The organism is Erysipelothrix sp. strain 2 (EsS2-7-Brazil), assembly GCF_016617655.1.
In the GTDB taxonomy this organism is placed as follows: Bacteria; Bacillota_I; Bacilli_A; order Erysipelotrichales; family Erysipelotrichaceae; genus Erysipelothrix; species Erysipelothrix piscisicarius.
This window is the reverse complement of sequence record NZ_SCFT01000010.1, coordinates 41,696-68,551: the sequence shown is the minus strand read 5'-3', so window position 1 is coordinate 68,551 and position 26,856 is coordinate 41,696. Positions and strand designations below refer to the sequence as shown.

The following is a 26,856-nucleotide window of genomic DNA, read 5'->3' as shown; positions in this document are numbered from 1 at the left end:
GTGAGAAGGTTTATACCAAAAGGAAAATCAATGTATGATATAGCGCAACAATATCTTGATGATATTTGCTTCAAAATTAACTCAATGCCGCGAAAAATATTTGACTTCAAAACGGCCTATGAGATAGGCTTTAATAAAAGTAAAAGTGGTGCGGTTGAGATTTGATCCAGACTTTGCAATGGTATATTATATATAGACTTAAACTTTTTTGCGTTTTCTTAAATTATCGTATTTCTAGTAAGTATATTTTAACTAGAGTGTAGTTTATCTAATAGTAGATAAGATTACGTAAAAAATTATTCTTAACTTAATGATTGATCATAATAAATTGAAAAATAGTATTGTCACTGTCATATGTGAAAAAATAATAAACTCTTTGATTTGAACTTCAATGTTGAAGAATTCATTATTTTTAAAGTATTTTCTAAAAAAAAGCAATTTTCGATTATGTTAGATAATCATTAATTAGAGAGAAAAAACAATCGTGATATGGTATACTAATATCTAGATTTGAGGTGATATTCTTGGCAAAAAATAAGCATGTCAAGCCCGTATTAAAATGGGTAGGTGGCAAAAGACAGTTGATTGATAAAATTGTTCCACTAATAGATATTGAAAATAAAATATATGTTGAACCGTTTGTTGGAGGAGGAGCAATTTTATTTGAACTTCAACCTGAGAGCTCAATCATTAATGATTATAATGAAGAACTAATGAATGTATATAAGGTAATAAAAGAAAATCCAACTCAATTGTTAAATCAATTATTAATTCATAAAGAAAACAATTCGGAAAGCTACTATTATAAAATCAGATCTCTAGATAGAAGCGAAGATTACAATAAACTTAACTCTGTGGAAAAGGCAGCGAGGATTATATATCTTAATAAAACTTGCTATAATGGTTTATACAGAGTTAATTCGTCAGGACAGTTCAATTCTCCGTTCGGACGTTATAAAAATCCTAATATAATAAATGAAATTACGATAAATGCAGTTTCCGAATACTTTAATGAAAATGATGTGAATATATTATCGGGTGATTATCGTAAAGTTCTAGAAACAGTTGATTCAAATCATTTTGTATATTTAGATCCACCATATATGCCGATATCTTTTTCTTCTTCCTTCACTGGATATACCGATAACGGGTTCGGATTGAATGAGCAAATTGTTTTACGCGATGAGTGTGTTAGACTTCATAAAAAAGGTGTTAAATTTATACAATCAAATTCTTGCTCAGAAAAAATCTATGAATTGTATTCCGAAATAGAAGGGTTTACAATTTTAACTGTTGATGCAACAAGATCAATAAATAGTAGAGGTGATAAAAGAGGATTAATCGAAGAAGTTTTAATCACTAATATATTATAAAAGGAGGTAGAATATGCGGTACACAGTATTTGAGTATCTAAATCTCTCTGCTGAAGATAAACTAACTTACTTTATGGAGACAAGATCAGAACTAAGTCAATTAGCTTCATATTGGGTTAATTTTGAAAATGTAAAGAAGAACTTTTCTAAATATGATATTCCCAAATTATATATGTTTGATTATTTGGTGGGCAAAGAGAGGGACGAAATAGAGGCGTTCTTTAAAGAAGAAGCGGAATTGTTAATGTTCATCCCATATCTATTGGGAATAAGAGAGGACAAGTTTGACAAGGCAAGTGGTATAAAAAATAGGATCTTGAAAGTTCAAGATTCTCATGGTGAATACTCTTTAGATTTTGGAAATATTCAGGTTGAAAATTTAAGTAAGTATCTTAAGTTTGTGAATGATTCTGGGCTTATTTGGGCTTTATCACAAGGGTTAAATAAATCAATCCATGATTATTCAATTGGTGTAGAAGCAGGAATGGATAGTAATGGTAGAAAGAATAGAAGTGGTAGGAGTGGAGAAGAATTCTTATCAGTTGTGTTAAGAGAGATAGCTACCAACAAAGGATGGCTGACTTTAGATCAAACATCTGCCGCCGCAATTAAAGAGCACTATGGAATCGAAGTAGGTAGCGAATTTTCAAATAGAAGATTTGATGGTTCTCTTTTTAATCCATCGAGACAAAAACTTTATCTTTTTGAAGTTAATAATTTTAACTCTTCTGGATCAAAATCTAAAGCTTCTGCTACTGAGTTTCAAGATTTGCATGAAAGATTTTCACGTACGAATCATGAGTTTATATATATTACTGATGGAAGAGGGTGGGATAGTGATAAATCTCACTTACTTGAAGCGATGCAATATATTGGAAAAGTATTTAATTATAAAATGATTGAAGATGGATACTTAGATGAGTATCTTGGATAATTAATTTTTAGAATAATTTTTAGTGCTTTCTAGCGAAATAGAAATTTGGTCAATGGATATGCTTAAAAATGTTTATTGAAATGTAGCCTATCAAATATACGACGTAACCGACACAAAACCGACGTAAATATTTACGTCGGTTTTGTGTTATAATAAATAAGAGGTGATAATTATGAAAGAAAGTAAAACGCTAGAGTTTAAAGAAATAGTTAGTAAAACTTTTTTAAAAACGGTTGTTGCTTTTGCTAATTATGGTGGAGGAAGTATTCTTTTTGGAGTCACTGATGCAGGGGAATCGGTTGGTCTTGTAGATCCAGATAAATCCTGTATGGATATTGAAAATTCAATCAATGACTCAATAAAGCCTAAACCAGATTTTTTATTTAGTATTGATAGAAGAACAAATGTAATTACACTTGAGGTTAAGGAAGGACTATTTAAGCCATATTTATATAAAGGTAAAGCATATAAAAGAAATGGAACTTCTACCATTGAGGTCGATCAGATTGAATTGAGGAGGTTAGTATTAGTAGGTGAGAATTTATATTTTGAAGAACTTCCGGCTAAAGAGCAAGATTTAACATTTAACTATTTACTACATGAGTTAGATGAACAGTTATCAATTTCAAAAGATTCCAAAGAAATTGATATCTTAAGAACCTTAGGATTAATAAACAAGAACTCAACCTACAATAATGCAGCATCTTTGCTAGCTGACAACAATAATTTTCCCGGACTTGATATAATTAAATTTGGAAGTAGCATTGACGAGATTCAGTATAGAGAAACGATATCTAATATCTCAATTTTGAAGCAGTTAAAAGAAGTAGAGGAAATCTTTTCTCGATATTATAAAATTGAGAAAATAGTGGGAATGAAAAGAGAAACAATATTTCTAATCCCCTTAGAAGCATTTCGAGAAACAGTGGCGAATGCTTTCGTTCATAGAAGTTGGGACACCAATTCTCATATTCGAATAGCTATGTATGATGATAAGATAGAAATCTATTCACCTGGAGGATTACCTACGGGTCTTACAAAGGAGGAATATATTAGTGGCTATATATCGATGCTTAAAAATCCGATAATTGCGAATATTTTTTTTAGGCTTGATATTATAGAAAAGTTTGGAACAGGAATATTAAGAATTAAGAAGGCATATTACAATATCAAAAATAAACCTAATTTTGATGTTTGTGAGAATAGTGTAATTACTATTTTACCAACTCAGAATAAAGTGGATAATTTAACATTTGATGAAGAACAGGTTTTTGGCCGACTAGAAAATGGATTCATATTATCAAGTAGTGAAATCTCTAAATTGACGGGTTTCGGTAAAGACAAAGTTTTGAATTTACTAAAAGGGTTAATCGAAAAAGGATATGTTATTAAGTTTGGTTCCGGAAGAGGAACTAAATATAAAGCTAGATAAGGTATAAACTCTCTTATCGTGCAATTAATCTTATAGCTCCAAATAGTACGAATTTATTTTACTATTTAACAACTAAGATTTCCATAATCGACTGTTATACTATGCTACATTTCAAGCAATGGTGACCTTAAAATGATGGAAGAACTCGTAGGTAAAGTTAGAAACTAGCTTGAGAAAAAAAGAGAAATTTTTTAACAAAGTAACATTCTTTTCGAAAAATAGGCATGTGTCTGTCATAATTAGTTATCTAACAAACTAAAATCTAGGATATATTCAATTTTTAATGAGGTTATCATAGGTTGTCGAGATATGAACGTTATTCAAATTGGCAAGAAATACAATAAGAATAACCATAGTTTTTTAATATATGAAACACTTGTTAGAAAGTTTATAGTTGTTATATATATGATCTTAGTTAGTATACATTCCTAAAACATTTTCTGATATTGAATTTTCAAGTTCTTAAACATCTATTAATTTGTATCTGTGTAAAAGTCCAAATTTGTTCATTACAATTCCTATAAGTACTCACGATAAATCTTTCGGTTTGGAAGTGAATAATAGAAATAGATTTATTACACTAAGAAAAGGTTAATAATAAGTTGGAGGGGAAATTCATGACTGAAAAAAAATCAATTTCATTTCTTTTAATATTTCTAGGTTTTGCTCTTGCTGGTTTCGGAGGAAGTACCTTAGGTAGCTTTATTATTACAGATGTTATTTTTTACAGAGTCTTAAATATACAAGGTAATTTAGAAATGGTAGATCTAATCGCGAGAATTAGTTTGATAGCTGTTGGCTTCTTAATTTCAGGGATTGGCGTTTTATTATTCAGAAAATCAAACAGGCATTAGTGCCAATCTAACACATTTTAACAATTAGAACCTCTTCAGATGTAATTTATAGTAGGTCAATTTAGACTAGACCAAAAAGAACTATCCCAATTTAGGAGATAGTTCTTTTTAGTCGTTAGACCTTCAAATTCTCAATATAGCAATCAACCGTCTCACTCAGTAAATCATCAAAGATATAATACTTGTATTCAAACTCCTCATCTAGATCATAAATCAGCAATTCTATTTTACCAATGTAATCAGGATCGACAACTCTCTGTTCATAGTCTGTGAGGAGTATAACTCTATTAACATCGCCAAATTTCATAATTTTGTTCTTTTACCGTTCTCCGTGGAAAGAAGACAATTAAATCTTCGTTAGTTATTTCTTTTTTTATTCTCAAACTTCATAGCATTTACCTCTTTTTAAAAACTCTAACATAAGATATCCTCTAGTACTGACCACTTATGATAGATACTATTTCAAATTATTGATTTTATAGGAAGTCTATAGATGAAGAAAGGAAGCCCTTTATGGGCTTCCATTTTTTATTTGTTAATACATTGGGGGCATTTCAGGTGAGATTTGTTTCTCTTCAACTGACGATGCAACTGCAGCTTCTGTTGTAAGGAATAGGGATGCGATCGATGCAGCGTTGAGTAATGCATTGCGTGTTACGCGTGTAGGATCAAGGATTCCTGATTCTTGTAGGTTTTCCCATTGTCCTGATTTTGCGTTAAATCCAATATTCAACTCTGATTCAAGTTGTTTTGTTACGATTTCATCTCCATCAAATCCAGCATTTTCAGCTATTTGCCATAATGGTTTTAGGATTGATTCAAAGACGGTTTTAATACCTCTATTTTCGTCTTGATTTTCTGAATTAAGGTTATCTTTTAAATCCATGTAGGCGCGAGCAAGTGCATATCCACCACCAAGCACGACACCTTCTGCAACCGCAGCTTTGGTTGCGTTGAGTGCATCTTCAATGCGTAGCTTTTTCTCTTTCATTTCGGATTCAGTTGCTGCTCCAACTTTAATGACAGCAACACCATTTGTAAGTTTCGCAAGACGTTCCTCAAGTTTTTTCTTATCAAAGTCGCTGCTTACATTGTTTATTTGAGAACGAATTTCGCTTGCACGTTCTTCAATGGCCTCTTTGGTTCCTGCTCCACCAATTAAGGTTGTTTCGTCCTTGCGGATGACTACTTTTGAAGCCGTTCCAAGTTTTTCGATTTCAGTTTCTTTGATGTTCATTCCAAGTTCTTTACTGATGAATGTAGCGCCTGTCGCAATCGCAATGTCTTCAAGCATCATTTTTTGATTGTCTCCAAATCCTGGTGCTTTTGTTGCAGCTACATTGAAGGTGCCACGGAGTTTATTGACTACAAGTGTTGAGACAACATCATTGTCAATATCCTCAGCAATAATAAAGAATGGTTTATTTTGTTGAACAATTTGTTCTAAGAGGGGAAGGATTTCTTGGATTGTTGAGATTTTATGATCTGTAACCAAGATATAAGGGTTTTCCATCTCAATTTCCATTGTCTCACGATCTGAAACCATATAAGGAGAAATATAACCTTTGTCATATTGAAGTCCTTCCACAACTTCTAATTCAGTCTCAAATGTATTGGATTCATCTACTGTAATGACACCATCATTTCCAACTTTCTTCATTGCTTCCGCAATGATTGCTCCGATTTCTTCGCTACCAGCACTGATTGAGGCAACGTTTGCGATATCGCTGCTTGTCTCTATTTTACTGCTGTTTTCAAGCAGGTAGTCAGCAATTGCCCGCGATGCTTTTTCAATACCAAGACGCATTAATACGGGATTTGCGCCACGATCAACATGCACTAATCCTTTATGAATCATTTCCTGTGCAAGTAATGTAGCGGTTGTTGTTCCATCTCCAGACACATCATTAGTCTTATTGGACACTTCATAAAGCAACTTTGCCCCCATGTTTTCAAAAGGGTTTTTAAGTTCAATTTCTTTAGCGATGGTTACACCGTCATTTGTGATAAGCGGTGAACCAAAACTACGCTCTAAAACAACATTACGTCCCTTAGGACCGAGTGTTACACTAACCGCATTAGCAAGTGTGTCCATTCCTTTTAAGAGTAAATCTCTTGAATTTTGTCCATAACGTACATCTTTAGCCATTATTTATCATCCTCCACAATTGCAAGTACATCTTTCATGTCGATAATTAAATAATCTTTGTTTTGATAAGTTACATCTGTTGTTGCATATTTTTTATAGATGACACAATCCCCAACCTTTACATCCATGGGAAGTGTATTACCTTCTTTATCTTTCGTTCCGTTTCCTACAGCAACAACGCGTGCCATAGAAGGTTTCTCTTTGGATTCCGGCAATAAGATTCCGCTTGCAGTAGCGGACTCTGCAAGAATCTCTTCTAACAAAATGCGGTCATACAATGGTTTAATCATGATGCGTTTCCTCCTTTATTTCGACCTCTGGCACTCTATTGTTACGAGTGCCAACACCTATATTCTAGGATTGACTTCAAATTTTGTCAATCCCCATTTGTTAAATTATTAGGTCTCTTTACAAAGTAATCGTGAAAGATTGCAATGTAATCATATTGACTTGAAAATTATTAAACAAAGAATAAAATCAAAGTGAAAGGGGGGATATTTTGCGACGAAGTGTTAAGAACACAGTATCGACAATGCTGTTATTTGGACTGATGATTCTCGGCGCACAGGCAACCGCACTCGCCAAAGTAGGTTGGGAAAATGTCGGTTGGTCAGGCGCAAATTTTTTGTCGAAGGCATGTAACTCAAAAACTACCGTTTTTGATGAACCTAAATATTCATATATGTCGGCGACAGCAAAAATAGGATCAAAGCAAACTAAAAAACATGCTTACAGTCCAAGTCCATATACATCGGTTCATGCAGTTGCTTTTTCAGGATATAACGAAACGTGCTATACCTGGGGTAACGCATACTAATCGATGGAACTCCCTAATACACTAGGGAGTTATTATAAGGGGTGTTAAATATGAATAAAAAAAAATTATTGACAATTTATCATGTGCTTTTATCACTGTATATGATTGTATGTACTTCGTTCTTTTTCAATCAATATTGTGATATAGCGAAAAATAATGTTTCCAACTTATCGAATCTCATTTATTTCATCAAAGACAATTTGTTCTTATTGGTTTTATTTTCGATTGTACTCATTTCAATTGTTTTGAATCTCTTTTATGTTTCAGAATATTGGATTTTTGTATCTAGAGAAATACTTAAAATTAAGCGTATTGTAGGTTTTACTTATTCAGAAATACTACGCTCTTTCACCTTAGATTATATGGTGCAACTCGTCGCAACGTTTATCTTCTCATCACTTCTGTCAGTCCCTTTTTTGAACTATTTTAAATTGCCGATTGGAATGCCGATTATCATAGCTGGAACGATCATGATTCTTGTGATGGGGTTGATCATCAATATTTTATTTTGGCGATGTTTAAGGGCATATAGGAAAAATAAAAGTGTTGGTCTTAATATCACCAAGAAAGTGGGTTTAGTATTTCAATTCTCAACCTCTTTGATGTTGTTGTTTGTATCGCTCATTCTTTTTGAGGATTTAAACCGGCAAGTATCACCTTATAAAAACTATGCTCAATTAGATTCAGCTTGGTCCGTGTCTGCTAAGTATCCGGAATCGCTTCAAGAAACCATGAAAATTGAAGAAAATCCTGAGCTCTATCGTGGTGATATCCTCAATAAACTCGCTACCACCTACGAAAAATACCACGATCATCTGATTGTGTTCTATCTTGATTCCCACTCATCAAATACACTTGGAAATCTTATATTCCTAAACGAAACGACCTTAAAACTTAATAACATAAATACAGAATCCGTGAAACGGTATCAGAATACCGATACGATACCAATCATTACAAGTAACTCCCGATACACTGTAGGGGATCAAATTCAATCAGAAGGGTTAAACTATGTCATTGCGGAAGTTGTTGAAAAGCCATTTACATTCCTTGGTCCCAGCGACTATACTGAACTCTCGTCTAAGGACTACCAAATTGCCTATTTTGATATCTCAAACATTAATCAACATCTCCAATTAACCAACAGTAATTTTATCGATGAACTCTTTTTTATGAATCTTTCAGAAGATGAGGTGGAACGCATCAGGAATGATTTAAATGAACCAACATTTAAGTACCAAGTATCATCGATTAAAAGCATTCAAGAAGGATTCTATCATCAGAAAATGTTGATGTTGGCGAGTTATTTCGGCGTGGGAATGATTAATATGATTTTTAGCTTATTTGGCTTGATTTGTGCGGTATTCGTAGATATTCATTATCGCTCTCTAGATTTTGCTTTATATCAAGTTGTGGGATACTCGAAACAATATCTTATCCGTTCATATCTCAAATCGATATTTTGGCTTATCTTTATATCGACGTTGATTGGAATTGCTACGATGCACATTACCCTCGATTTAACGTGGACTGTGCTTGGCATTGGTTTTTCAATCTTAATCGTACTTGTTGCCCTATTAAGTCAATTTATCACCAAACGCATTACGGCAATTCAAATTTTAAATATTATTGGAGGAGAAAATGTCTGATACAATTTATACCATTAAATCACTTTCAAAAACGTATGGAGATCATGACGCGAAGGCACATGCTCTAAATAATGTAAATATTGAGATTAAACGCGGTGATTTTGTTGCCGTAACGGGATTATCTGGTTCTGGAAAAACGACATTTCTCAATACCCTTGCTGGTTTAATTGAAGATGCACAGGGAAGTGTCTTGTTTGAAGGGAAAAACATCCTTGATTGGAATGATGCTTTACGTGCTAACTATCGCAATCAATCCATTGGATACATTATGCAAAACTTTGGTTTAATTCCAACGATGACGGTGATTCAAAATGTATTACTGCCCGTAAAACGAATTCGAAAAGAACATCAAGAAAAAGCACTACAATTACTTGAAATGTTAAATATCAAAGATAAAAAGAATGCATATCCACATCAACTATCAGGGGGGCAAAAACAACGCGTCGCTATCGCAAGAGCACTGATTCAAAGTCCTAAGGTTATCCTTGCAGATGAACCTACAGGTGCATTGGATGTTGAGAATGCGCAGATGATTATGCGTATTCTTAAAGCGATTCATGAACAAGGTGTCACCATCATTCTTGTTACCCATGCACAATCACTTGCAGTTACATGTCCAACCCAACTTATATTTCAAGATGGTTATCTCAAAGAAGTCCTTAAAACGTAAAAAGCCAAGTTTCCTTGGCTTTTTTCATTTAAAACATACTTTTAATGGTTCCTTCGGCTGCCGCTTTCACTGCGACACCTAAGAGTGTTTCAAGGTAACGCAACGGATTCTTGGATGCAATAAAAGCTTCGCTCTCGGGTGTCGCGTAATAGTAAGCAATCTGATCATGATAGACAACCGAAATTAAATTGGCTTTAAGAAGTTGTTGGATGTAAACATCAAACTCTTGTTGACTAAGATGATAAAGCTGAGGTAGGACATGATATCGATCAATACAACCTCTTACAATACTTACGTAAATGGCAGAAGTGTTTTTAGCACGTGCTTTTGTATAGGGTGGTCGAGCTTCATCCGGAATTACCCATGATTGTTTTGACTTATCAAAATAGCATCCAGGAATAAGACCATCGTGAATCCAAGCCAGAATGGTTTCTTCGTGTTTAATCTTAAAATTCTTTTGAAATGTACGGATATTCATAACATCCCCCTTAGTCGCTTTTCTTAAGCATACCATATCGTTAAACAAGACAAATAAAATTTTATTGAAATCGTCTTGGATTGTAGGGTCAAATGTTTACGCGTATAATCAAAGATGAAACGAGGATGCTTATGAAAACATACATTGCATTATTACGAGGTATTAATGTTGGCGGGAAGCATAAAGTTCCAATGGCTGACTTAAAACAGATTTTTGAATCACTGGGTTATACTTCCGTTAAAACGTACATAAACAGTGGAAATGTTATTTTTAAGAGTGAAAACGAAGCATTATGATCAATGCAAGAAGCATTAGAAGGAACCCTCAAAGATTTTTTTCATTTCGAAATCTCGCTTGTGATTATAACGCTTGACCAGCTAGAACAAGTTTTAAAGGAAGCCCCTGCTTGGTGGGATAAGGCCAACAAAGCCTATTATCACACTGCAATTTTTATAATTCCACCAGCACAACAAGATGATATTATTGAAGTTATGGGTGAAGCCAATGCGGAATTTGAATCGGTTCAATCGGCATCGGATGTTATTTATTGGTCCGCAGACCTTCAATACTATTCGAAATCCCGTTGGTCCAAAACTGCGAATACATCAATCAATAATTGTGTAACACTCCGAACCGCCAATACCGTACACAAGCTTTTAGAACTCTCTCAAAAACTGAAGGATTAGAAAGTTGTTGCAAATCATTCGCAATTAGAATAAAATAAGTGCGAAGGGAGTGTGCTATGAATCAATACGAAATCTTAAAAAAACAGCTAGATTTAAATCCTGATTTTAATGACCGGTATCAAGCTCTTTCATTTGAACTGCAGAAAGAATATCAAGCATTTGTGTCGCGACTTTTAGAAGGGGAACTTGATGACGAAGCATGGTTATCATGTTCACCAGCACTTTACGATTGTGACCTAATTAATGCATCTTGTAAGGCATGTTACCCAATATCAGGTCAGAAAACCGCTTTTGAAGTTTCAATCCCCGGTGTTGAGAAAGTCTACGCAATGTGTGCATTTGATGCCATGTGCTTCTTATCACTGAACAATTCGGAAATAATTTGCCTTGATGGCACTAGAATCACACGTGATAACCTCCAAGACATCCCACTGAAGGTATGGGTTCCCAATGCGAAATCAGGTTGTTGTGTTGCCTCTAAATCGTGCAGTTCAATCAAATTCATTGCTAAAGATGACGTTCCATGTAATGGTGGCGTGAGTTATACATTACCGGAGGCGTTTGCGTTATCTGTGCAACTTTTTGATTATGCACTTGATGTTATTAAAGCGAAGATCTCAGTTTCATGAGATCTTTTTTTTTACCACTCGTACAAATAAACTACTCAATTCATTTGTTTCTCCGTATTATTTAAAAAGTAGTGTATAAAATTTTTAAGGGTTTTACTTGTTTATAGCGTATTAAGTAATATTCTAAGGGGGGAAACAGATGTATCATATTGCAATTGTTCATGAGTGTGAAGATGTTAGGCACCAGCTTTTCCAAAGTCTTTTACGGATAAAAAAACGCCATAGCATTAACGAGTGTTTCTTATATAAAAAATTTGTAGATCTTCAAACAGACCCATTATGTTTAAAGATTGATATTCTAATCATCAGTGTAGCCATACCCGATCAATTAGGAATCGAATGTATCCATACGCTTGAACGTTTGAATCCAAATCTTATCGTAATTTTTATATCGTCACTTGATGATGTAATGCATACGGTCTATGGAACTAATATTTATGGATTAATGTTTCAAGAAAATATAGAATCAACTTTAGAGGAAACATTACGGGCTGCGATTTTAAAAATTGAGAACTGTGATCAAAGCATCATCATTAAAACACGAGAGGGTATGGTAAGATTGGTACAAAATCAAATTAAAGCAATCATCTATGAGAAGCGTCATCCCGTTATTTATACCGATACAGAAACATATACGGTCATGAACCAATCTTTAAAATCAATAGAAGTAGTGTTAGATGCCGCACGTTTTGTACGGGCAAATCACGGGACGATTGTAAATGTAAATTATATTTCTCAACTGAATCCAAAAACATTATTTCTAAAGAACGATCCTGAGGCGATTGTTATTTCGCGGGGACGTTATCCAAAGATACTTAAGGTAATGATGAAACGCTAAAAATAGAAAAAACATGCATGGTGCATGTCTTTTAAACGAATGTGAGGGATAAAATAAGTCTGAAAATAAGTGTAAGTAAAAATGTTGGTAAGACACAAAGTTTAGATGTTTTAAAGTATAAAATAATCAGACAACTCGAAACGAATGTGAAGTAAGCGAGGATTGGTAAGACTTGATGGCTCCATAAAAGATTGTAAGATAAGCTTTGTAAGATTAGTAGGAGAAAACTCATCTGTATGACTTCTTGGATCAAACGAATGCAGTAGTATTTTTGAATACGAACTTGAATCATTGCTCGCATTTCAATCATATAAGAAATGTAAGAACTCACTGTCAAAATATGCAAGAGGGTTAACAGGAGTGAAGCAAGTGTGTTGACATAAGGGCTATTTTCAGTTGGCAGTAGACACAGCATACGAAGGTACTCATCTGAATCAATTTTTAGTGAAGATATAAATAATGAAACTAGATTAGTAATGATTAAAAACTTAGATCGTTGTAAGAATCCCATTTTTAAGCTCATAGTGTTGATCAAACTGGATGTTCTGAATCCCTTCGTGGGCACAGATGATGATGGTTCTGTCTTTAAGATCTTGATGTATGAGTTCGATAAAGACATCTACAGATTCTTGGTCTAAGCCTCGTGTAGGTTCATCAAAGAGAATGAGTGACTGACGTTCCATAATTGCTTGAATAATACCTGCTTTCTGACGCATTCCAATACCATAGCTTCGCATGGGTTTAGGATTGGTGATGTCAAGTTGCAGACGGTCACAATATTTTTTAATCGCATCATAGTCATACTTCTGTTTTAATGTATAAAGAAATTTTAGGTTATCTAAGAGGGGTCGCTCTTCAATAAAACTAGGATTTTCGATGAGAGCACCCACGTCTAAACCTGAAACACCTGAAATACTTCCACCATCAGGATTGATCAATCCCGCAATGATTTTAAGCAGAGTTGATTTTCCTGAACCATTTGCGCCTTTGATATAGATGGTTTGACCTTTTTGTATCGTAAGATCAACGGATTTAAGCACATTCTGATCTCGAAATGATTTGGATATATTGTGTAGTTGAATCATAAAAACTCCTTTCAGTTTAAAAAGTTAATAAGTAGTCGGTGAACAGCGATCGGTAGAAAGATTGCTACCGTTGTTAGTAGTAATGTCGTGGTTCGATTTCTAATGATTACAAGATAAGTAACAAGGAATGAATTTAGAATAAAGAGATTCGATATGATGAGCATATAGATTAGAAAACGATTTATATCACTTGTCATGTGAATAAAGAATAAAAATGGACCGATATGTATGGTGATTAAAAGAAAAGCTTTTAAAAGAAAAAAAATCAAGAGTTGTGTCAATAAAGAATCAATCGATATTCGCAATTGAAGAGTATTAAGAAGATTACGAATTTGATTGCTCATTTTTAAAAGTATCACTTGATAGATCAAATAAGTACTAATCCAAAAAAAATTATGACAAATGAGAATTTGAAGTGGATTCTCACTTTTTCGATACAGACTTTGTGCATTTAATATATTGAAGACAGTGATTGCAATATAGCAAAACTGATACCGCCTAGGTATCAAACAATCTAATCTAAATTTCAAATACGACGTTATCAGAATTAAACCACTCCTTTTTTTCTTAGATGATTACTTACATACAAATTAATCACTGTGAGTGCTAAATAGAATATTGAAGATGCAAGACCTGCAAAGATACGTGGTGTACGCATTTGAAACATTCCAGCTGAAAAGACATTTCCAATCATCGTAGTTGATAAAATTTTTGGTAAAATTCCTTCATAGCCAAAGGTGCGTAAACATACAGGACCTAAGACTCCCAAGAAACAGATTAATCCGATAATAAGTGTAGGAATAAGTCCAACATAGAGGTAACGATGTTTAATAAAACGGCTTAGACTAAAGAAGAACAATGAAATAATAATTGAGCCTAGAATTCTTAAACCTGAATAAACCACCTGATTTGATATAGGGTCATTTGTGAAAGGTAAAATTTGTAGGTGGTCATGCTCGATGGGTGCATTCAGTGGAAAAAGTGGCTGTTTGAAAACGTGTAGAAGCACCATCTCAGAAAGCATCATTGTTAATGCAAATAAAAGTGATTTTAAAATAACCCTAAGTATTTGTTTCAATAAGAACGCATTGTTTAATCGGATGCGTGCAAAGTCATCAAAATGATTGTTTATGATCGTGTAATCAAAGTTTGTTGCATAAAGAACAAGCATAAATGCATAGATTGTAATGTAAATAGCATTTCGACCATCAAATACAAAATAGAAATTAAGCAGTCCATTTGGAAATTGAAAGTGCTCTGTAACGCATATATAAAGAACCTGAACAAAAATTGGCACAGAAAAATAGAATACATTTCGTTTAATCATGGTTTCCTCCCCTTCATGAATAAGCGAGCACAATTGAATTGTGCTCTGAAAATTACTATGGTGAAAACTCGATGGTTGCTATATTCCAGTTTGGCTCATAATCTGAGGACGACATCCGTGCTGAAACATAGTATCCATTCCAGTCTTCATTGTTCGGCGAGTAAGAAAAATTCACAATACTTTGTGTTCGTTCACCTGATTTATCATAATAAGGTACAGGATAATATGTTTTGGAAGCTCGATAACCATAATGAGTTCCCCAAAGATCACCATAAGTTGTAAACCAAGTGGATGTACTAATAAAATGAATTTGACCGGACAAATTATCATTCTTTTTCAATCCATGTGTTGGACTGGACCACTTACCCCATGGTGGCATGTGAACATCCAACTTTGAACTCCAGTTTGATGCGTAAGCTACTGTGACAAATACGCTGAGTATAGCTACCGCTAAAAATGATGCTATTAACCGATTTATGGTTTTAAACTGTGACATGTTACACCTCCTTACCTTATTATTAAACCGTCTTAAACACGTAATTTCAACGCTCTTAATATTATTTAAGAAAACAGTATTTAAGGCTTCAAAACACAAAAAAAGCACACGCTTTCGCATGTGCTATATGATAATTATTCTTTATCCAATAATGGAATGTAACGAGGTGTATAGCCAAGATGATCAAGGTAACGTTCAAGATCTTTAAAGGCAATGGTATACGTAATCGAATTATCATTTGGGTGAATTCCAATTGTATCATCACGATCAATGGCTTCATCCACAATCACGGTAATTTCATGATTTTTATCCGCAATTACAGAAGCTGCAGTAAGGCTTCCAAATTCAACGCCAATTAATTCGCGCATCTCTTCACTGGTCGGGAAGGTTAAGCGTTTGGTTCCAAGTTGAGCTTGTAAGTCTTTTAGATCGGGATGTTTTTCATCATGCGCAAGAATTAAATAGAACTCATGTTCCGTTTTTTTCGGTTTCACAAGAAGATATTTAATTTGTGGGCCAGGAAGTTCGGGGATTTCAACTTCTACTGAAAAGATGGGTTCATGATGATCTTCACGATATTCAATATTCAGTTCGTGCAATAAGTCTGTAATCTGTTGTCCGTATTGATTTTTCATTCTATTGCTCCTTTTTCTATTTGTACTTCAATCGTAACGCAAATATAACGTGATTACAAGGAACATTCTTGCTAAGTGGTGTGTCTTGCGATGTAAATAAAATCTGCTATACTTATCATTATGTTTAGAAAATAATAGAGGTTTATGATATGCGTAAAGATTTTTATCGCAATGTGTTACCCGCGATGTTTGCATTCGCATTTTCGGGTTTATATGCCATTGTCGATGGATGGTTTATTGGTCAAAATGTAGGCGATTTAGGCATCGCTGGAATTAATTTAGCTTATCCGATTACGTCCTTTATACAGGCTTTAGGAACGGGAATTGGCCTTGCGGGTGCGATTCAAATAGGGATTGCTCTTGGCTCTCATGATCGACAAGAACAAGAACGGTTTCTCAAAACAACGGTGATCATGCTTTTGGGTGCTTCGATTGTAGCTTTTGTCTTGCTCTTTAAAACCTATCCTCAAATTTTAACGTTTTTTGGTGCGCAAGGACGTCTTCTTGATTATGCTGCAGACTACATTCGCATTATTATTCTGTTTTCGGTATTTCAAATTCTTGCGACCGGTTTGGTTCCCATTATCCGAAATTATGGTGGAACAATGTTTGCGATGGTTGCGATGATTACCGGATTTATCACGAATGTCATCTTGGATGGTTATTTTGTTTCGGTCCTTAAATTAGGAACTGCTGGAGCGGGTTATGCGACGATTATTGGCCAGGCGTTAACGATGCTATTATGTATCGGTTATATGTTTAAACATGTTCCATTTGGTGGTACACAAAAAATAAACATTACACGCGATTCAATCATTCAAGTCCTTAAGGTTTCACTTTCACCTTTTGGGCTCATCTTAGCACCGAATTTAATGATTATAGTATTAAACCAATCCGCCATTCAATATGGAGGGGATGTCGCTGCTGCAAGTTATGGTGTTATTTGTTATGTCGTCTTTAGCGTTCAACTCTTACTTCAAGGCATTGGTGATGGATGCCAACCTTTAATCAGTCGTTATTATGGTAATGACAGCATGGACAAAGTTCATGAGATTGTTTCCATTGCGATTCGATTTGCGTTAGGGGTTGCACTGACCTGTATGGGAATTCTATACAGTTTAAGATTTATGATTCCTGGATTTTTTGGTGCATCAGAAGAAGTTGCCTTGATGATTGCGGAAGTTATGCCTTTATTCTTGCTTGGATTAATCCCGATTGCATTCTTGCGTGTTTCCACATCCTACGCCTATGCGACACGGGATAATCATACTGCTTATCGCCTGATATACAGTGAACCGATTCTTACCACAATACTCTTGTTAGGGGTGCTTCCTCATGCCTTAGGTTTACAGGGGGTTTGGCTCTCGGTTCCCCTTGCGCAATACTGTGTTTTACTTTACTCCATGGTGGTATATTGGAAACAACTAAATCAACACAAACGAGATTTTCACGCATAGTCCAAATGAACTTGATATGATATTAGTGAGGTGAAAGATGAAACTCAAAACACACAAATGTATTATTAGGCCCTTTTGTAGGGAAGATTTTAATTATGCTAAGACATGGCTGAATGATTCCACGGTGATGCAGTTTATTGAACCGGTTATGGATGATGAAACAATAAAAGCGTTTTTAAAGACGTACTGTCTCATTGAAAATCCCCCTTTGTTTGCGATCGAAGATCGGGAAACTCAAGAAGCGATTGGGCATGTTATTTTTCATCAATTGGAGTCTGAGGATGTTGGGGATCATTTAAAGACGTATGAAATGGGCTGGATTTTACGACAGAGTGCTCAAAAGCAAGGGATTGGTCGTGAAGTGAGCGAAGCCCTCATTGAGTATGGTTTTAGAACGTTGGCGTTAAAGCGGATTATTGCCTATGCCATTCCTCACAATACGCCGGCCATTCATCTTTTAACAGATCTTGGTTTTACCGTAAAGATGCAAGATCAAGATCTCATTGAGTTTGAACTTGTATATCATTAAAAAGACCTCCTAGGAGGTCTTTATTTTTGTTTCAATTCAAGATATCGGGGTGTATACCCAAGATGATTGAGGTATTTTTCCACATCACGAACCTGTAAGGTTAAGGTGATGGTGTTGTTGTTGGCGAGAAGACCAATGGTATCATCGCGGTCAATAGCGGTATCAAAAATTGGGGTGACTTTATGATCGGTGTCTGCAATAAGTGAAAGCAATGTAAGTGAACCGAATTCAATCCCTAATAAATCTTTCATCGCTTCATTCGAAGGAAATGAGAGCCGTTTGGTTCCCAAGTCCTGAGCAAGCTGTTTTAAATCAGGATGTGTTTCATCGTGTGCGACGACTAAGTAATATTCATCCGTCTTCTTAGGTTGTAACAATAAATATTTAACTTGTGGACCTGGAATATCGAGATCATCGGATTCAACGGAAAAGATTGGTTTATGATGGTCTTCGCGATAGGGAATGTCAAGTTCATGGAGTAAATGATAGATTTCTTCTTGATATGGTTGTGGATTCATAGAAAACCCTCCTGTTTCTTTACAATCATCATAAGTGATTTTGAAAGAGGTTTCAAGGATTACCTTGAGAAGTATGAGATATGCGTGAACTCATTGCTTTTCATAAGTGTCTAAGCTATTATTTTCATACATATTGGAGGAGCGTTATGAAAAAAGTATATGGAATCATCTTGGTGATGTTAAGTTTTGTGCTGGTGGGGTGTGGCACGCATCCGCAAGGATCGGAACAAAAAGCAATTGACGCTTTTTTTGCGGGAAAAACTTATACAGCCTATATCTCGAACATGGAGTCATCGAGTTAATTGGATTCTTATCTAAATCCCTTGGATTATTCCTATGCGAATATGGATGATCTTAATGGTCGTGTTTACTATAAAGAAAATACAAAGGGTGATTTGGTCGTTGGTACCGTGACCATTTTAAACGGTCAAAATCTTAGAACGGAGAAGGTTCATATGTTGAATCATCGCAACAATACAGGGGGGCTTTTTGTGAAAATATCAAAAAGTCTAATGACATTGCCTTGAAGAAATTGACAGAGCTACCACCATTTTCGACAGGTTATGAGTTTCTTGAGTTAAAGAATGGTAAGCGTGTCTTACTTGAATACGATGAAGATACGAATTATGTTGACTCAATCTATATGTTTGACGAATTGATGGACCACTTATTAAGCATTTCACTGTCAAAGCATGATTTTGAAGACATTATTGATTTATCAAAAACACGAGGGGGTATCATTCGATATTTAGATCGTGATGCTCTGAAAGAACTTCTTCAAGATGAGAACAATCCATTTTGGGATGTTTTAAACAAAAATATTAAAGCAAGCCGTGATGCGTTCACAAGTTCGAATCAAAGTGAAACAAACTCAAATGGTATCCGTCGTTATTTCGTAGCGGATAATGGTAAGACTGCTGAAGCGTGGAAAGAATTTTTAGGCGGTTTTGACGTAAAAAGTATCGACTAGTATCTAAAATAGAAAAGAGGGGTTCTATGAAAAAAAACGGTGTGATGGTCGATGGCACAATCTATTCACCATCATTAGGATTTGATTGGAATTACAGTGTTTACTGTCCATATTTAGACAGTAATGAATCGTTTGGTTCACTCCCTGTTGTTTATCTCTTACATGGGGCAACTGGAAACCATCGTAATATGACGGAGCGGTTTTTATTGCCGGAGTTTCTGGATGAGTGTATGGAACTGGGTGAATGTCGTAAATGTGTTGTGATTTTTGTAGATGGCTTTAACTCGTTTTATCTAAACAGTCGTTGTTTTCAAATGGAGACGGCCGTGATCGAAGATCTTATTCCAACACTTGAAGCGCGTTTAGGACTTCATCCTACCCGAGAAAAACGCTTTATTGGTGGTTTATCTATGGGAGGTTATGGGGCAAGTAATTTAGCTTTACGCTATCCCGAGTATTTTTCAAAGGTAATGGCTTTATCGCCGGCAGTTTGGTATACCATGACACCCACGACCGTAACTTATGAGTGGCATGTATTCCGAAATCAAAATGATGTATTTGATCATGACCTTTGGAATCGTCAACATCCAAGTGCAATGCTTCCGTCATATCAAACCAAAAACCTCCCTGTGTCTTTTCTCGTTATGACGGGAGGTAGGGATGAGGCGGTACCGATTGCGGATGTAAAGCAGTTTGTCGCCGATTTAGAAGCCTATACAGAGGTCGATGTTCATTATCTTGATGATGGAGACCACTCATGGCCTTTTTGGGAGTATGGCACCTATTATGCGTTTAAACATTTTTTCTAAAACAGCTTAGGCTGTTTTTTTAGTGTGTTTAAAAAGGATTGATGAAACGACTAGGGTAAGCAATTCGTACGCTAGGGGAGCAAACCAAATTGAATTCGCACCCAATACGTAGGGAAGACCTACAACACACAGTGCCACTAGAACGTAGCCTCGTGACATGGAAATGATCATGGCTGGACGAATGCGTTCCAAGGCTGTGAAATAACCCGCAAAGACAATATTAATTCCAGAAATTAGAAAACCATAGCTAAAAATTGGTAAGGCTTTGACTGCAAGGGTAAACGGTTCGATGTTTTCCGCATTAATAAACCCACGAACCAGAACCTCTGGAAAAATCTGACAAAGGAGAAAGAAAGCAAATCCACAGACAACACTGACAAAGAGCGCATCGCTTAAAATCCAATCAATCAGTTTTGTTTCTTCTTGACCGTGATAGAAACTAACAAGCGGTTGAATGCCTTGGTTGATTCCAATCATGGTAACCGTAACAAGATTGGTTAGATACATCAAAACACCAAAGGCTGCAAGGCCATTGGAACCAAAATAGAAGGCAATTGCGAGGTTAAAGACAAAGGTAATAAATCCAGAAGAAAGCTCTGTTAAGGCATCTGGAATGCCGATTTGAATCATGGTTTTGATCGTCTTAATATTCCATGTAGGCTTAATGAATTTGAGTGTGGACTTCGAAGATTGGAAATACGATAAGAAGAAGATAAAGCCAAAGACTTGCGCAATACCGGTCGCAATCGCTGCACCTTGAATGCCCCATTGAAATTGAATTACGAAAAGATAATCAAAGATAATGTTCACAAAGGCACTTAAGATGATACCCAGTAACGATAAACCGGGAGCACCATCGGCTTTAACCAATACTTCAAGATAATAGGTCAACATAAAGAATGGACTAAAGAAAATCATGATCCTAAGATATTGAGAAACATAGTTCAGGGTATCGGGTGTGGCCCCTAGCACACGAATGAATGGATTGTGCATAAACCCCATGAATAGGGCTAAGATCAGTGCGAAAATCCCTAAAAACCAAAAACCAAGGGAAAAAATGACATTACTTTCATGAAAGTTTTTTTGACCGAAGTAGTAGGTGATGCGGGTTGATGCCCCAACCGCAATCATTAATGCAAACGCAAAGATCATATTAATGTAGGGCATTGAGAGGTTTACGGAAGCTAAAGCTTGAGGACCGACCCCTTTACCGACAAACATTCCATCAACCATGGTATATAAAGAAAAAAAGATCATCGCTCCAATTGAAGGAAGGATGTAACGGGATAGATTCTGACGTAATTGTTTCCGTGTGGGTATTGTATTCATAAAAGACCTCCAAAAAAGAAAATGTACCAAGAATGGCTCAATTTAAGGTCATCATACCATGTTTAACCTCAATGTATGGTAGAATAAATAGGATTTGGAGGACATTATGACATATACTACATTACTATTTGATATTGATAATACCCTGTTAAATTTTAAGGAATCCGAAACGATTGCACTTAAACAACTCTTTGAAGCGTTAAAGGTGCCGTATACCAAAGAAGTCTTGGATTACTACTACGATGTAAACCATCAGTTATGGGAAGCCCATGAACGTGGCGAGATTGATCAACAAACCATTCTTGACAAGCGCTTTGGTGTATCCCTTGCATCCTTTGATTTACCGTATACAGGTCGTGAGATGGATCAAATGTTTCGAACACTGATTGAAGAAAATAATATCTTTATGCCGGGTGCAATGGAATTGCTTGCGGCAGTGAAGGATGACTATCGTTTAGGCATTGTGACCAATGGGATTACCGATACACAATATAAACGATTGGATCACGCAAACATTCGTGATTGGTTTGGTCATATCTTTATTTCTCAAGAACTTGGGTATGCGAAACCGATGATTGAGTTTTTTGAAATCGTCGCCAAAGAAATGCAACCGTTTAATCCTGCCGAAACAATTGTATTGGGTGATAATATTAAAGCAGATGTTTATGGTGCCATGAATGCCGGACTTACAGGATGTTGGTATAACCCTGAAGGGAAAGCAAACCCCACGGATATTAAACCGGATTTTGAAATTAAGAACCTGCTTGATTTCCTCGATATTATTAAATAAGCGGTAACCGATAAAAAATATATTTACGAAAATAATTTTAATGAAAACTGTTTTCGATGGGATTTAAAATTAGAAAAATAAACCGAAGAACCACTTTATAGTGGTTCTTTTTGTATATGGTAATCATTTACAAAGTTAAAGATAGTATACACAAGTATGAAAGGGCTTACTCCATTGGTATTTGTTTTCAATAAATCATCTTGATTAAAACAATTTTCGATGCTATACTCCAAATGTAAGCGATACCAATAAAGTCGCAGAGGTGGAAAATGAAAAAACTATATTCAGCATTACTGGTTGCCTTTGATGAAAACGGAAATCTTTCCGAACAAGGATTACGTGAAATTGTCCGATACAATATTGATCATAATAACGTCGATGGTCTTTATGTCGGAGGAAGTACGGGGGAAAACTTCTTAATCTCTACTGAAGAGAAAAAACGTATCTTTGAGATTGCCTTTGATGAAACACAAGGGGCATGTGATTTGATTGCGCAAGTAGGTTCCACAAACCTTAAAGAAGCCAAAGAACTTGCACGTTTTGTAACGGATCTCGGATATAAAACAATTTCAGCGGTTACGCCTTTCTATTACAAATTTGATTTTGAGGAAGTTAAAAATTACTACAACCGCATCTTAGAAGATATTGATACAGAGATGATTATTTATTCAATTCCTTATCTAACCGGTGTATCCCTTTCATTGGATCAATTTGCAGAGCTCTTTGAAAACGAGAAAATTAAGGGCGTTAAGTTTACGGCTGCGGATTTCTATCTTCTTGAGCGTATGCGATCAACATTCCCTGAGAAATTAATTTATGCAGGCTTTGATGAGATGTTGTTGCCAGCGTGTGCATTGGGTGTTGATGGTGCGATTGGTTCAACCTTTAATGTGAATGCATTAAAAGCACGTCAAACGATGGATGCTGTGGACGCAGGGGATTTAAAAACCGCATTACAACTTCAAAAAGAGACCAATGACTTAATCAGTGCGGTCTTAGATAATGGCCTCTACAACACATTAAAATTAATCTTAGCGGAGGAAGGGGTTCATGCAGGTATTTGTCGCGAACCCATGAAAGCACCTCAAGATGCACAACGTAAACGTGCTATTGAGATTCACCAAATGTATGTAAAAGCATAAAGGAGGTTTGTCATGAAGCGTTACCGTTGCATTGATATCGGAGGCACTTCGATAAAACATGCATGTTATAACGAGTTGGGTGATGCATTAACTGAAACAGAAACCCTTTCTGTAAAGCAAACATCTGGCAATCATGAAATTGTTGATACCTTGCACCAAATTTTAAAACAGGATTTAGATGTCGATGGTGTTGCGATTTCTACGGCCGGTGTTGTGGATTTAGAAACCGGATCGATTCAATATGCGGGGTATACGATTCCCGATTACACGGGAACCCCGCTTAAAGAAATAATCGAATCAACTTATCACATTCCATGTTTTGTAGAGAATGATGTGAATTGTGCCTGTATGGGTGAATATTGGAAGGGTGCTGCACGCGGTGCATCATCTGTGGTATGCCTCACTATCGGTACAGGGGTTGGTGGTGCATTAATGTTTGAAGGAAATCTTTGGCATGGTGCAAGCGGTACGGCTGGGGAAGTTGGTTACATTCCAATAAAGAACGCATATTTTCAAGATTTAGCGTCCACAACTGCATTGGTTGAAGATGTGATGAGACATCATCCCAGTGATCAAGTTTTTGATGGACGATTGGTAATTGCCAATGCAAAAAGAGGGGATCTTATTTGTCAACAAGCACTTACACGATTTGTAGATCATTTAGTTCAAGGTCTTGCTACGATTCAATACTTAATCAACCCTGAGGTGATCGTCCTTGGTGGGGGAATTATGGCGCAGCAGGATTATCTTGAACCAATGATTCAAGCTGCACTTGAAAACGCCATGATCCCATCCTTTAATACCGCAAACATCCAATTTGCGAAACTTAAAAATGATGCCGGAATGGTTGGTGCACTCTATCATTTTTTAAGAAGAAAGGAAGGATAACATGGATATCCTCGATGAAATACAAAAACAATATGTCAATTTCTCTCAGAAAGAGAAACAAATTGCCATGTACATTCTGCAAAAAAATAATGAAATAAGAAATATTAATATTGGCAAATTGGCGGAACAAACGGGAACTTCCAGTGCAACGATTACACGCTTTTGTCGCAAGATTGGGTGTGAGAGTTTTGTTGATATGAAAATTCAAATTTCTGCTGCAGAACAAGATGGGATACCGCTTGAGTCTTCGGATATCTTTGATAGTGTTTATTCCTACTACAATCGAGTGATTGATCGTACCAAGAAAAACATCAACAAAGAAGAGTTGGAACGTGTGATTACAGCTTTAAAAGATGCTCAGAGAATCTTTATCTATGGCGTTGGGAGTTCAGGGCTCACAGCGATGGAAATGACGCAACGATTATTACGTATGGGGTTCAATGTCTCCGGTATTACCGATTCCCATATGATGTTGATTAATTCAACCATTACCAAAGAAAAAGATCTTGTGATTGGTATCTCCACATCGGGGAAAACCATTGAAGTCCTTAATGCTGTGAAAACAGCGAAGAATAATGGATCTAAAATACTGTCCATGACCAGTTTCTCAGAAAGTGAATTGGCCCATATTAGTGACTATCAAATGTTTGTATACAACAGTTTATTTATCGACAACAAACGTTTTGTGAATTCACAGTTTGCGATTATGTATCTTGTAGATATTATCTCCATGAAATTATTGGAAGATGATCAATACAGTTATGTAATGAGCCAGACGGTTGATGCGATTATTAAGAAAGCCAATGAGAAAACGGAAGAATAGGTTTATTTAAAGGCGTATTTTACGAAAATTTTTTTAATAAAAGTAAAATCCAAAGCGTGAATACGAAAATGAATTTCATAAATTATGAAATTGTAAATAATTTTATGAAAACGCTTGCAAAGATATAAATAGATGCTATTATGAAATTACGCACAGCATATCCAAATGCTTGATATGCATGTTAGAGGAGGAAAAGCATGAAACGATTTACGAAAGGTGTTATTACAACAGCAGCGTTAGCGTTATTGTTAACAGGATGTGGTAAAAAGAATGATTCTGAAGAAGTAACCATTAAATATTGGAACTTCCCAAACTTTACCAATGATCAAGAATTTCCAGATTCAGCAGATTACGATGCAGCACTTATTAAAGCATTTGAGGAAAAGAACCCAACAATTAAAGTTGAGTACCAAAAAATTGACTTTACAGATGGTCCAGCTAAAGTTGAAACCGCAATTCAATCCAAAACAAATCCTGATGTAATCTATGATGCTCCAGGACGTGTCATTGACTGGGCTTCAAAGGGTTACCTCAAAGAATTTGCAGATGTGGATACAAAACAACTGGATGCATCTGCAGTAAAAGCAAGTAGTCTTGATAATAAACTCTATCTTTACCCACAAGGGATTGCACCATTCTTAATGGCTGTAAATACCAATGTAACAGATAAGTTAGGGATTACAGATCTTCTTCCATTAGATAAAGAAGACAATCCAGGACGTAATTGGACTGTTGATGAATTTGAGACATTCCTAAAAGCAGTTAAAGAAAAAGATCCAGAAATGATTCCGACATTGCTTTATGCAAAATCAGCAGCAGGGGATCAAGGTCCTCGTGCCTTTGTTTCAAACTTATACGGATCATGGATTACAGATGAAGCAATCTCAGAATATACCATTAATAACGAACAAGGTGTTAAGGGTCTTGAATGGGTAGCTAAAGCTTCAAAAGAGGGATTACTTGGAAGTGGACAAGGTCTTGAATCAAAAGATGGTCAAGAATACTTCAAATCCAATAAAACCGCAATTTCAATTCTTTCATCTCCAGGACTTCGTACACAACACATGCAAGGTTCCGACATGAATGCACGTTTCTTACCTTATCCAAATGATGCGAAAGCACCTAAATATGAATTCTTAGTTGCGGGTCCTGCTGTATTTGACAACGGTGACGATGCAAAAGCAGCAGCAGCTCAAAAATTCGCAGACTTCATGATTAATGATGAAGTCTGGGGTAAACGTACACTTCTTGCAACAGGAAACTTCTCAGCACAACAAGGTCAAACAGGATTATACGATGATGCAGAACTTAAATTCGCAGAATCACTCACACCTCAATTTGGTCCTTACTACAATACCATTGAAGGTTATGCAAAAATGCGTCCTTACTGGTTCCCAATGTTACAATCTGTAATGAGTGGTGAAGCAGAACCGAAAGCCGCAGCGGATGCATTTGTAGAAAAAGCAAATAATACAATTAAAGAAGCACAATAGGTTATCAATCATAGTATGGGAGATGGATGTTTGTTTCATCTCCCATTTTTATTAGA

30 protein-coding genes and 2 pseudogenes are annotated in these 26,856 nt (G+C 35.8%); 22 read left to right on the top strand and 10 right to left on the bottom strand.

Going from position 1 to position 26,856, the window contains the following annotated elements; translation table 11 throughout:
- The 5 genes and pseudogenes from EPJ90_RS06005 to EPJ90_RS05985 all read left to right on the top strand — a co-directional run.
- Window positions 1-165, top strand: a pseudogene (locus EPJ90_RS06005) (IS30 family transposase); the annotation flags it as partial.
- Window positions 166-524: 359 nt separating this feature from the next.
- The gene (locus EPJ90_RS06000; protein WP_207106270.1) at window positions 525-1,373 is read left to right on the top strand and encodes a DNA adenine methylase; all 849 of its coding nucleotides are present in this window, start codon (window positions 525-527) and stop codon (window positions 1,371-1,373) included.
- Between the two features lie 13 nt (window positions 1,374-1,386).
- Entirely contained in the window at window positions 1,387-2,307 is a 921-nt protein-coding gene (locus tag EPJ90_RS05995) for a DpnII family type II restriction endonuclease (RefSeq protein WP_200542809.1), read from the top strand.
- 172 nt (window positions 2,308-2,479) lie between these two features.
- A complete protein-coding gene (locus tag EPJ90_RS05990) occupies window positions 2,480-3,739 on the top strand; it encodes an RNA-binding domain-containing protein (protein WP_200542808.1) in 1,260 nt (419 codons plus the stop codon).
- A 617-nt stretch (window positions 3,740-4,356) separates the two neighbouring features.
- Window positions 4,357-4,593, top strand: coding sequence for a hypothetical protein (locus EPJ90_RS05985; RefSeq protein WP_200542807.1), 237 nt, complete (start codon window positions 4,357-4,359; stop codon window positions 4,591-4,593).
- A gap of 115 nt (window positions 4,594-4,708) precedes the next feature.
- Here the strand turns inward: EPJ90_RS05985 and EPJ90_RS05980 are convergent, their stop codons facing one another.
- The 3 genes from EPJ90_RS05980 to EPJ90_RS05970 form a co-directional block, all read right to left on the bottom strand.
- Window positions 4,709-4,900, bottom strand: a complete 192-nt coding sequence (locus EPJ90_RS05980; protein WP_200542806.1) for a hypothetical protein — start codon at window positions 4,898-4,900, stop codon at window positions 4,709-4,711.
- A gap of 228 nt (window positions 4,901-5,128) precedes the next feature.
- Window positions 5,129-6,742 (bottom strand): chaperonin GroEL, encoded by a 1,614-nt coding sequence (gene groL / locus EPJ90_RS05975; protein WP_200542805.1) that lies wholly within the window; start codon window positions 6,740-6,742, stop codon window positions 5,129-5,131.
- Window positions 6,742-7,032: a co-chaperone GroES gene (locus tag EPJ90_RS05970; RefSeq protein ID WP_123171202.1), complete on the bottom strand. Its 291-nt coding sequence runs from the start codon at window positions 7,030-7,032 to the stop codon at window positions 6,742-6,744. The genes groL and EPJ90_RS05970 overlap by 1 nt, the downstream gene beginning before the upstream one ends.
- 209 nt (window positions 7,033-7,241) lie before the next feature.
- On the opposite strand from EPJ90_RS05970, the gene EPJ90_RS05965 reads away from it, so the two are divergent.
- The 3 genes from EPJ90_RS05965 to EPJ90_RS05955 are packed head-to-tail and all read left to right on the top strand — an operon-like array spanning window position 7,242 to window position 9,878.
- A complete protein-coding gene (locus EPJ90_RS05965; protein ID WP_237558331.1) occupies window positions 7,242-7,559 on the top strand; it encodes a hypothetical protein in 318 nt (105 codons plus the stop codon).
- Window positions 7,560-7,609: 50 nt separating this feature from the next.
- Window positions 7,610-9,208: a hypothetical protein gene (locus EPJ90_RS05960; protein WP_200542804.1), complete on the top strand. Its 1,599-nt coding sequence runs from the start codon at window positions 7,610-7,612 to the stop codon at window positions 9,206-9,208.
- Window positions 9,201-9,878, top strand: coding sequence for an ABC transporter ATP-binding protein (locus EPJ90_RS05955; RefSeq protein ID WP_200542803.1), 678 nt, complete (start codon window positions 9,201-9,203; stop codon window positions 9,876-9,878). Before EPJ90_RS05960 ends, EPJ90_RS05955 begins: the two co-directional genes overlap by 8 nt.
- Before the next feature lie 28 nt (window positions 9,879-9,906).
- On the opposite strand, the gene EPJ90_RS05950 is transcribed toward EPJ90_RS05955, so the two are convergent.
- A complete protein-coding gene (locus EPJ90_RS05950) occupies window positions 9,907-10,356 on the bottom strand; it encodes a hypothetical protein (RefSeq protein WP_161637602.1) in 450 nt (149 codons plus the stop codon).
- A gap of 92 nt (window positions 10,357-10,448) precedes the next feature.
- Between EPJ90_RS05950 and EPJ90_RS05945 the strand changes: the two are divergent.
- The 3 genes and pseudogenes from EPJ90_RS05945 (at window position 10,449) to EPJ90_RS05935 (ending at window position 12,509) form a co-directional block, all read left to right on the top strand.
- Window positions 10,449-11,042: pseudogene (locus tag EPJ90_RS05945) on the top strand (DUF1697 domain-containing protein).
- Window positions 11,043-11,098: 56 nt separating this feature from the next.
- Window positions 11,099-11,671 (top strand): alkylmercury lyase, encoded by a 573-nt coding sequence (locus EPJ90_RS05940; protein ID WP_161637600.1) that lies wholly within the window; start codon window positions 11,099-11,101, stop codon window positions 11,669-11,671.
- Between the two features lie 139 nt (window positions 11,672-11,810).
- Window positions 11,811-12,509: a LytR/AlgR family response regulator transcription factor gene (locus EPJ90_RS05935; protein ID WP_200542802.1), complete on the top strand. Its 699-nt coding sequence runs from the start codon at window positions 11,811-11,813 to the stop codon at window positions 12,507-12,509.
- Between the two features lie 488 nt (window positions 12,510-12,997).
- Here the strand turns inward: EPJ90_RS05935 and EPJ90_RS05930 are convergent, their stop codons facing one another.
- The 4 genes from EPJ90_RS05930 to EPJ90_RS05915 all read right to left on the bottom strand — a co-directional run bounded on the left by EPJ90_RS05930 (window position 12,998) and on the right by EPJ90_RS05915 (window position 16,052).
- A complete protein-coding gene (locus tag EPJ90_RS05930; RefSeq protein WP_200542801.1) occupies window positions 12,998-13,594 on the bottom strand; it encodes an ATP-binding cassette domain-containing protein in 597 nt (198 codons plus the stop codon).
- Window positions 13,595-14,141: 547 nt separating this feature from the next.
- Window positions 14,142-14,921: a hypothetical protein gene (locus EPJ90_RS05925; RefSeq protein ID WP_161637597.1), complete on the bottom strand. Its 780-nt coding sequence runs from the start codon at window positions 14,919-14,921 to the stop codon at window positions 14,142-14,144.
- Window positions 14,922-14,976: 55 nt separating this feature from the next.
- Window positions 14,977-15,417, bottom strand: coding sequence for a hypothetical protein (locus EPJ90_RS05920; RefSeq protein ID WP_200542800.1), 441 nt, complete (start codon window positions 15,415-15,417; stop codon window positions 14,977-14,979).
- 134 nt (window positions 15,418-15,551) lie between these two features.
- On the bottom strand, window positions 15,552-16,052 hold the full coding sequence (locus tag EPJ90_RS05915) for a YbaK/EbsC family protein (protein WP_161637595.1): 501 nt from the start codon (window positions 16,050-16,052) through the stop codon (window positions 15,552-15,554).
- Window positions 16,053-16,201: 149 nt separating this feature from the next.
- Between EPJ90_RS05915 and EPJ90_RS05910 the strand changes: the two genes are divergently transcribed.
- The gene (locus tag EPJ90_RS05910; RefSeq protein ID WP_200542799.1) at window positions 16,202-17,509 is read left to right on the top strand and encodes an MATE family efflux transporter; all 1,308 of its coding nucleotides are present in this window, start codon (window positions 16,202-16,204) and stop codon (window positions 17,507-17,509) included.
- 37 nt (window positions 17,510-17,546) lie between these two features.
- Window positions 17,547-18,038, top strand: a complete 492-nt coding sequence (locus EPJ90_RS05905) for a GNAT family N-acetyltransferase (RefSeq protein ID WP_200542798.1) — start codon at window positions 17,547-17,549, stop codon at window positions 18,036-18,038.
- 20 nt (window positions 18,039-18,058) lie between these two features.
- Here the strand turns inward: EPJ90_RS05905 and EPJ90_RS05900 are convergent, their stop codons facing one another.
- Window positions 18,059-18,556 carry a YbaK/EbsC family protein gene (locus tag EPJ90_RS05900; RefSeq protein WP_161637256.1) on the bottom strand — a complete coding sequence of 166 codons (498 nt, stop codon included), beginning with the start codon at window positions 18,554-18,556 and terminating at the stop codon, window positions 18,059-18,061.
- Between the two features lie 146 nt (window positions 18,557-18,702).
- On the opposite strand from EPJ90_RS05900, the gene EPJ90_RS08615 reads away from it, so the two are divergent.
- From EPJ90_RS08615 to EPJ90_RS05890, 4 genes are read left to right on the top strand one after another with little or no spacing between them, the layout of a single operon-like run.
- Window positions 18,703-18,858, top strand: coding sequence for a hypothetical protein (locus tag EPJ90_RS08615; protein WP_244660389.1), 156 nt, complete (start codon window positions 18,703-18,705; stop codon window positions 18,856-18,858).
- Window positions 18,859-19,083, top strand: a complete 225-nt coding sequence (locus EPJ90_RS08610) for a hypothetical protein (protein ID WP_244660388.1) — start codon at window positions 18,859-18,861, stop codon at window positions 19,081-19,083.
- Entirely contained in the window at window positions 19,080-19,526 is a 447-nt protein-coding gene (locus EPJ90_RS08605; protein ID WP_244660387.1) for a hypothetical protein, read from the top strand. The genes EPJ90_RS08610 and EPJ90_RS08605 overlap by 4 nt, the downstream gene beginning before the upstream one ends.
- Window positions 19,527-19,552: 26 nt before the next feature.
- Window positions 19,553-20,335: an alpha/beta hydrolase gene (locus tag EPJ90_RS05890; RefSeq protein WP_200542797.1), complete on the top strand. Its 783-nt coding sequence runs from the start codon at window positions 19,553-19,555 to the stop codon at window positions 20,333-20,335.
- Window positions 20,336-20,341: 6 nt separating this feature from the next.
- On the opposite strand, the gene EPJ90_RS05885 is transcribed toward EPJ90_RS05890, so the two are convergent.
- Window positions 20,342-21,664, bottom strand: coding sequence for an MATE family efflux transporter (locus EPJ90_RS05885; RefSeq protein WP_200542796.1), 1,323 nt, complete (start codon window positions 21,662-21,664; stop codon window positions 20,342-20,344).
- Between the two features lie 106 nt (window positions 21,665-21,770).
- Here EPJ90_RS05885 and EPJ90_RS05880 point away from each other — a divergent pair, with 106 nt between their 5' ends.
- The 5 genes from EPJ90_RS05880 to EPJ90_RS05860 all read left to right on the top strand — a co-directional run bounded on the left by EPJ90_RS05880 (window position 21,771) and on the right by EPJ90_RS05860 (window position 26,800).
- The gene (locus EPJ90_RS05880) at window positions 21,771-22,454 is read left to right on the top strand and encodes a YjjG family noncanonical pyrimidine nucleotidase (protein ID WP_161637260.1); all 684 of its coding nucleotides are present in this window, start codon (window positions 21,771-21,773) and stop codon (window positions 22,452-22,454) included.
- 269 nt (window positions 22,455-22,723) lie between these two features.
- Entirely contained in the window at window positions 22,724-23,596 is an 873-nt protein-coding gene (locus EPJ90_RS05875) for an N-acetylneuraminate lyase (protein WP_161637261.1), read from the top strand.
- A gap of 12 nt (window positions 23,597-23,608) precedes the next feature.
- Complete coding sequence (locus EPJ90_RS05870) at window positions 23,609-24,484, top strand: ROK family protein (RefSeq protein WP_200542795.1); 876 nt, start codon at window positions 23,609-23,611, stop codon at window positions 24,482-24,484.
- Between the two features lies 1 nt (window position 24,485).
- Window positions 24,486-25,307 carry a MurR/RpiR family transcriptional regulator gene (locus tag EPJ90_RS05865; RefSeq protein ID WP_161637263.1) on the top strand — a complete coding sequence of 274 codons (822 nt, stop codon included), beginning with the start codon at window positions 24,486-24,488 and terminating at the stop codon, window positions 25,305-25,307.
- 197 nt (window positions 25,308-25,504) lie between these two features.
- Window positions 25,505-26,800 (top strand): ABC transporter substrate-binding protein, encoded by a 1,296-nt coding sequence (locus tag EPJ90_RS05860; protein WP_161637264.1) that lies wholly within the window; start codon window positions 25,505-25,507, stop codon window positions 26,798-26,800.
- Window positions 26,801-26,856: the final 56 nt, after the last annotated feature.

Coding starts and splice junctions, on each gene's coding strand:
- EPJ90_RS05995 (WP_200542809.1), top strand. CDS start 1,387: ATGCGGTACACAGTATTTGAGTATCTAAATCTCTCTGCTGAAGATAAA.
- EPJ90_RS05990 (WP_200542808.1), top strand. CDS start 2,480: ATGAAAGAAAGTAAAACGCTAGAGTTTAAAGAAATAGTTAGTAAAACT.
- EPJ90_RS05985 (WP_200542807.1), top strand. CDS start 4,357: ATGACTGAAAAAAAATCAATTTCATTTCTTTTAATATTTCTAGGTTTT.
- EPJ90_RS05980 (WP_200542806.1), bottom strand. CDS start 4,900: ATGAAATTTGGCGATGTTAATAGAGTTATACTCCTCACAGACTATGAA.
- groL (WP_200542805.1), bottom strand. CDS start 6,742: ATGGCTAAAGATGTACGTTATGGACAAAATTCAAGAGATTTACTCTTA.
- EPJ90_RS05970 (WP_123171202.1), bottom strand. CDS start 7,032: ATGATTAAACCATTGTATGACCGCATTTTGTTAGAAGAGATTCTTGCA.
- EPJ90_RS05960 (WP_200542804.1), top strand. CDS start 7,610: ATGAATAAAAAAAAATTATTGACAATTTATCATGTGCTTTTATCACTG.
- EPJ90_RS05955 (WP_200542803.1), top strand. CDS start 9,201: ATGTCTGATACAATTTATACCATTAAATCACTTTCAAAAACGTATGGA.
- EPJ90_RS05950 (WP_161637602.1), bottom strand. CDS start 10,356: ATGAATATCCGTACATTTCAAAAGAATTTTAAGATTAAACACGAAGAA.
- EPJ90_RS05940 (WP_161637600.1), top strand. CDS start 11,099: ATGAATCAATACGAAATCTTAAAAAAACAGCTAGATTTAAATCCTGAT.
- EPJ90_RS05935 (WP_200542802.1), top strand. CDS start 11,811: ATGTATCATATTGCAATTGTTCATGAGTGTGAAGATGTTAGGCACCAG.
- EPJ90_RS05930 (WP_200542801.1), bottom strand. CDS start 13,594: ATGATTCAACTACACAATATATCCAAATCATTTCGAGATCAGAATGTG.
- EPJ90_RS05925 (WP_161637597.1), bottom strand. CDS start 14,921: ATGATTAAACGAAATGTATTCTATTTTTCTGTGCCAATTTTTGTTCAG.
- EPJ90_RS05920 (WP_200542800.1), bottom strand. CDS start 15,417: ATGTCACAGTTTAAAACCATAAATCGGTTAATAGCATCATTTTTAGCG.
- EPJ90_RS05915 (WP_161637595.1), bottom strand. CDS start 16,052: ATGAAAAATCAATACGGACAACAGATTACAGACTTATTGCACGAACTG.
- EPJ90_RS05910 (WP_200542799.1), top strand. CDS start 16,202: ATGCGTAAAGATTTTTATCGCAATGTGTTACCCGCGATGTTTGCATTC.
- EPJ90_RS05905 (WP_200542798.1), top strand. CDS start 17,547: ATGAAACTCAAAACACACAAATGTATTATTAGGCCCTTTTGTAGGGAA.
- EPJ90_RS05900 (WP_161637256.1), bottom strand. CDS start 18,556: ATGAATCCACAACCATATCAAGAAGAAATCTATCATTTACTCCATGAA.
- EPJ90_RS08615 (WP_244660389.1), top strand. CDS start 18,703: ATGAAAAAAGTATATGGAATCATCTTGGTGATGTTAAGTTTTGTGCTG.
- EPJ90_RS05890 (WP_200542797.1), top strand. CDS start 19,553: ATGAAAAAAAACGGTGTGATGGTCGATGGCACAATCTATTCACCATCA.
- EPJ90_RS05885 (WP_200542796.1), bottom strand. CDS start 21,664: ATGAATACAATACCCACACGGAAACAATTACGTCAGAATCTATCCCGT.
- EPJ90_RS05880 (WP_161637260.1), top strand. CDS start 21,771: ATGACATATACTACATTACTATTTGATATTGATAATACCCTGTTAAAT.
- EPJ90_RS05875 (WP_161637261.1), top strand. CDS start 22,724: ATGAAAAAACTATATTCAGCATTACTGGTTGCCTTTGATGAAAACGGA.
- EPJ90_RS05870 (WP_200542795.1), top strand. CDS start 23,609: ATGAAGCGTTACCGTTGCATTGATATCGGAGGCACTTCGATAAAACAT.
- EPJ90_RS05865 (WP_161637263.1), top strand. CDS start 24,486: ATGGATATCCTCGATGAAATACAAAAACAATATGTCAATTTCTCTCAG.
- EPJ90_RS05860 (WP_161637264.1), top strand. CDS start 25,505: ATGAAACGATTTACGAAAGGTGTTATTACAACAGCAGCGTTAGCGTTA.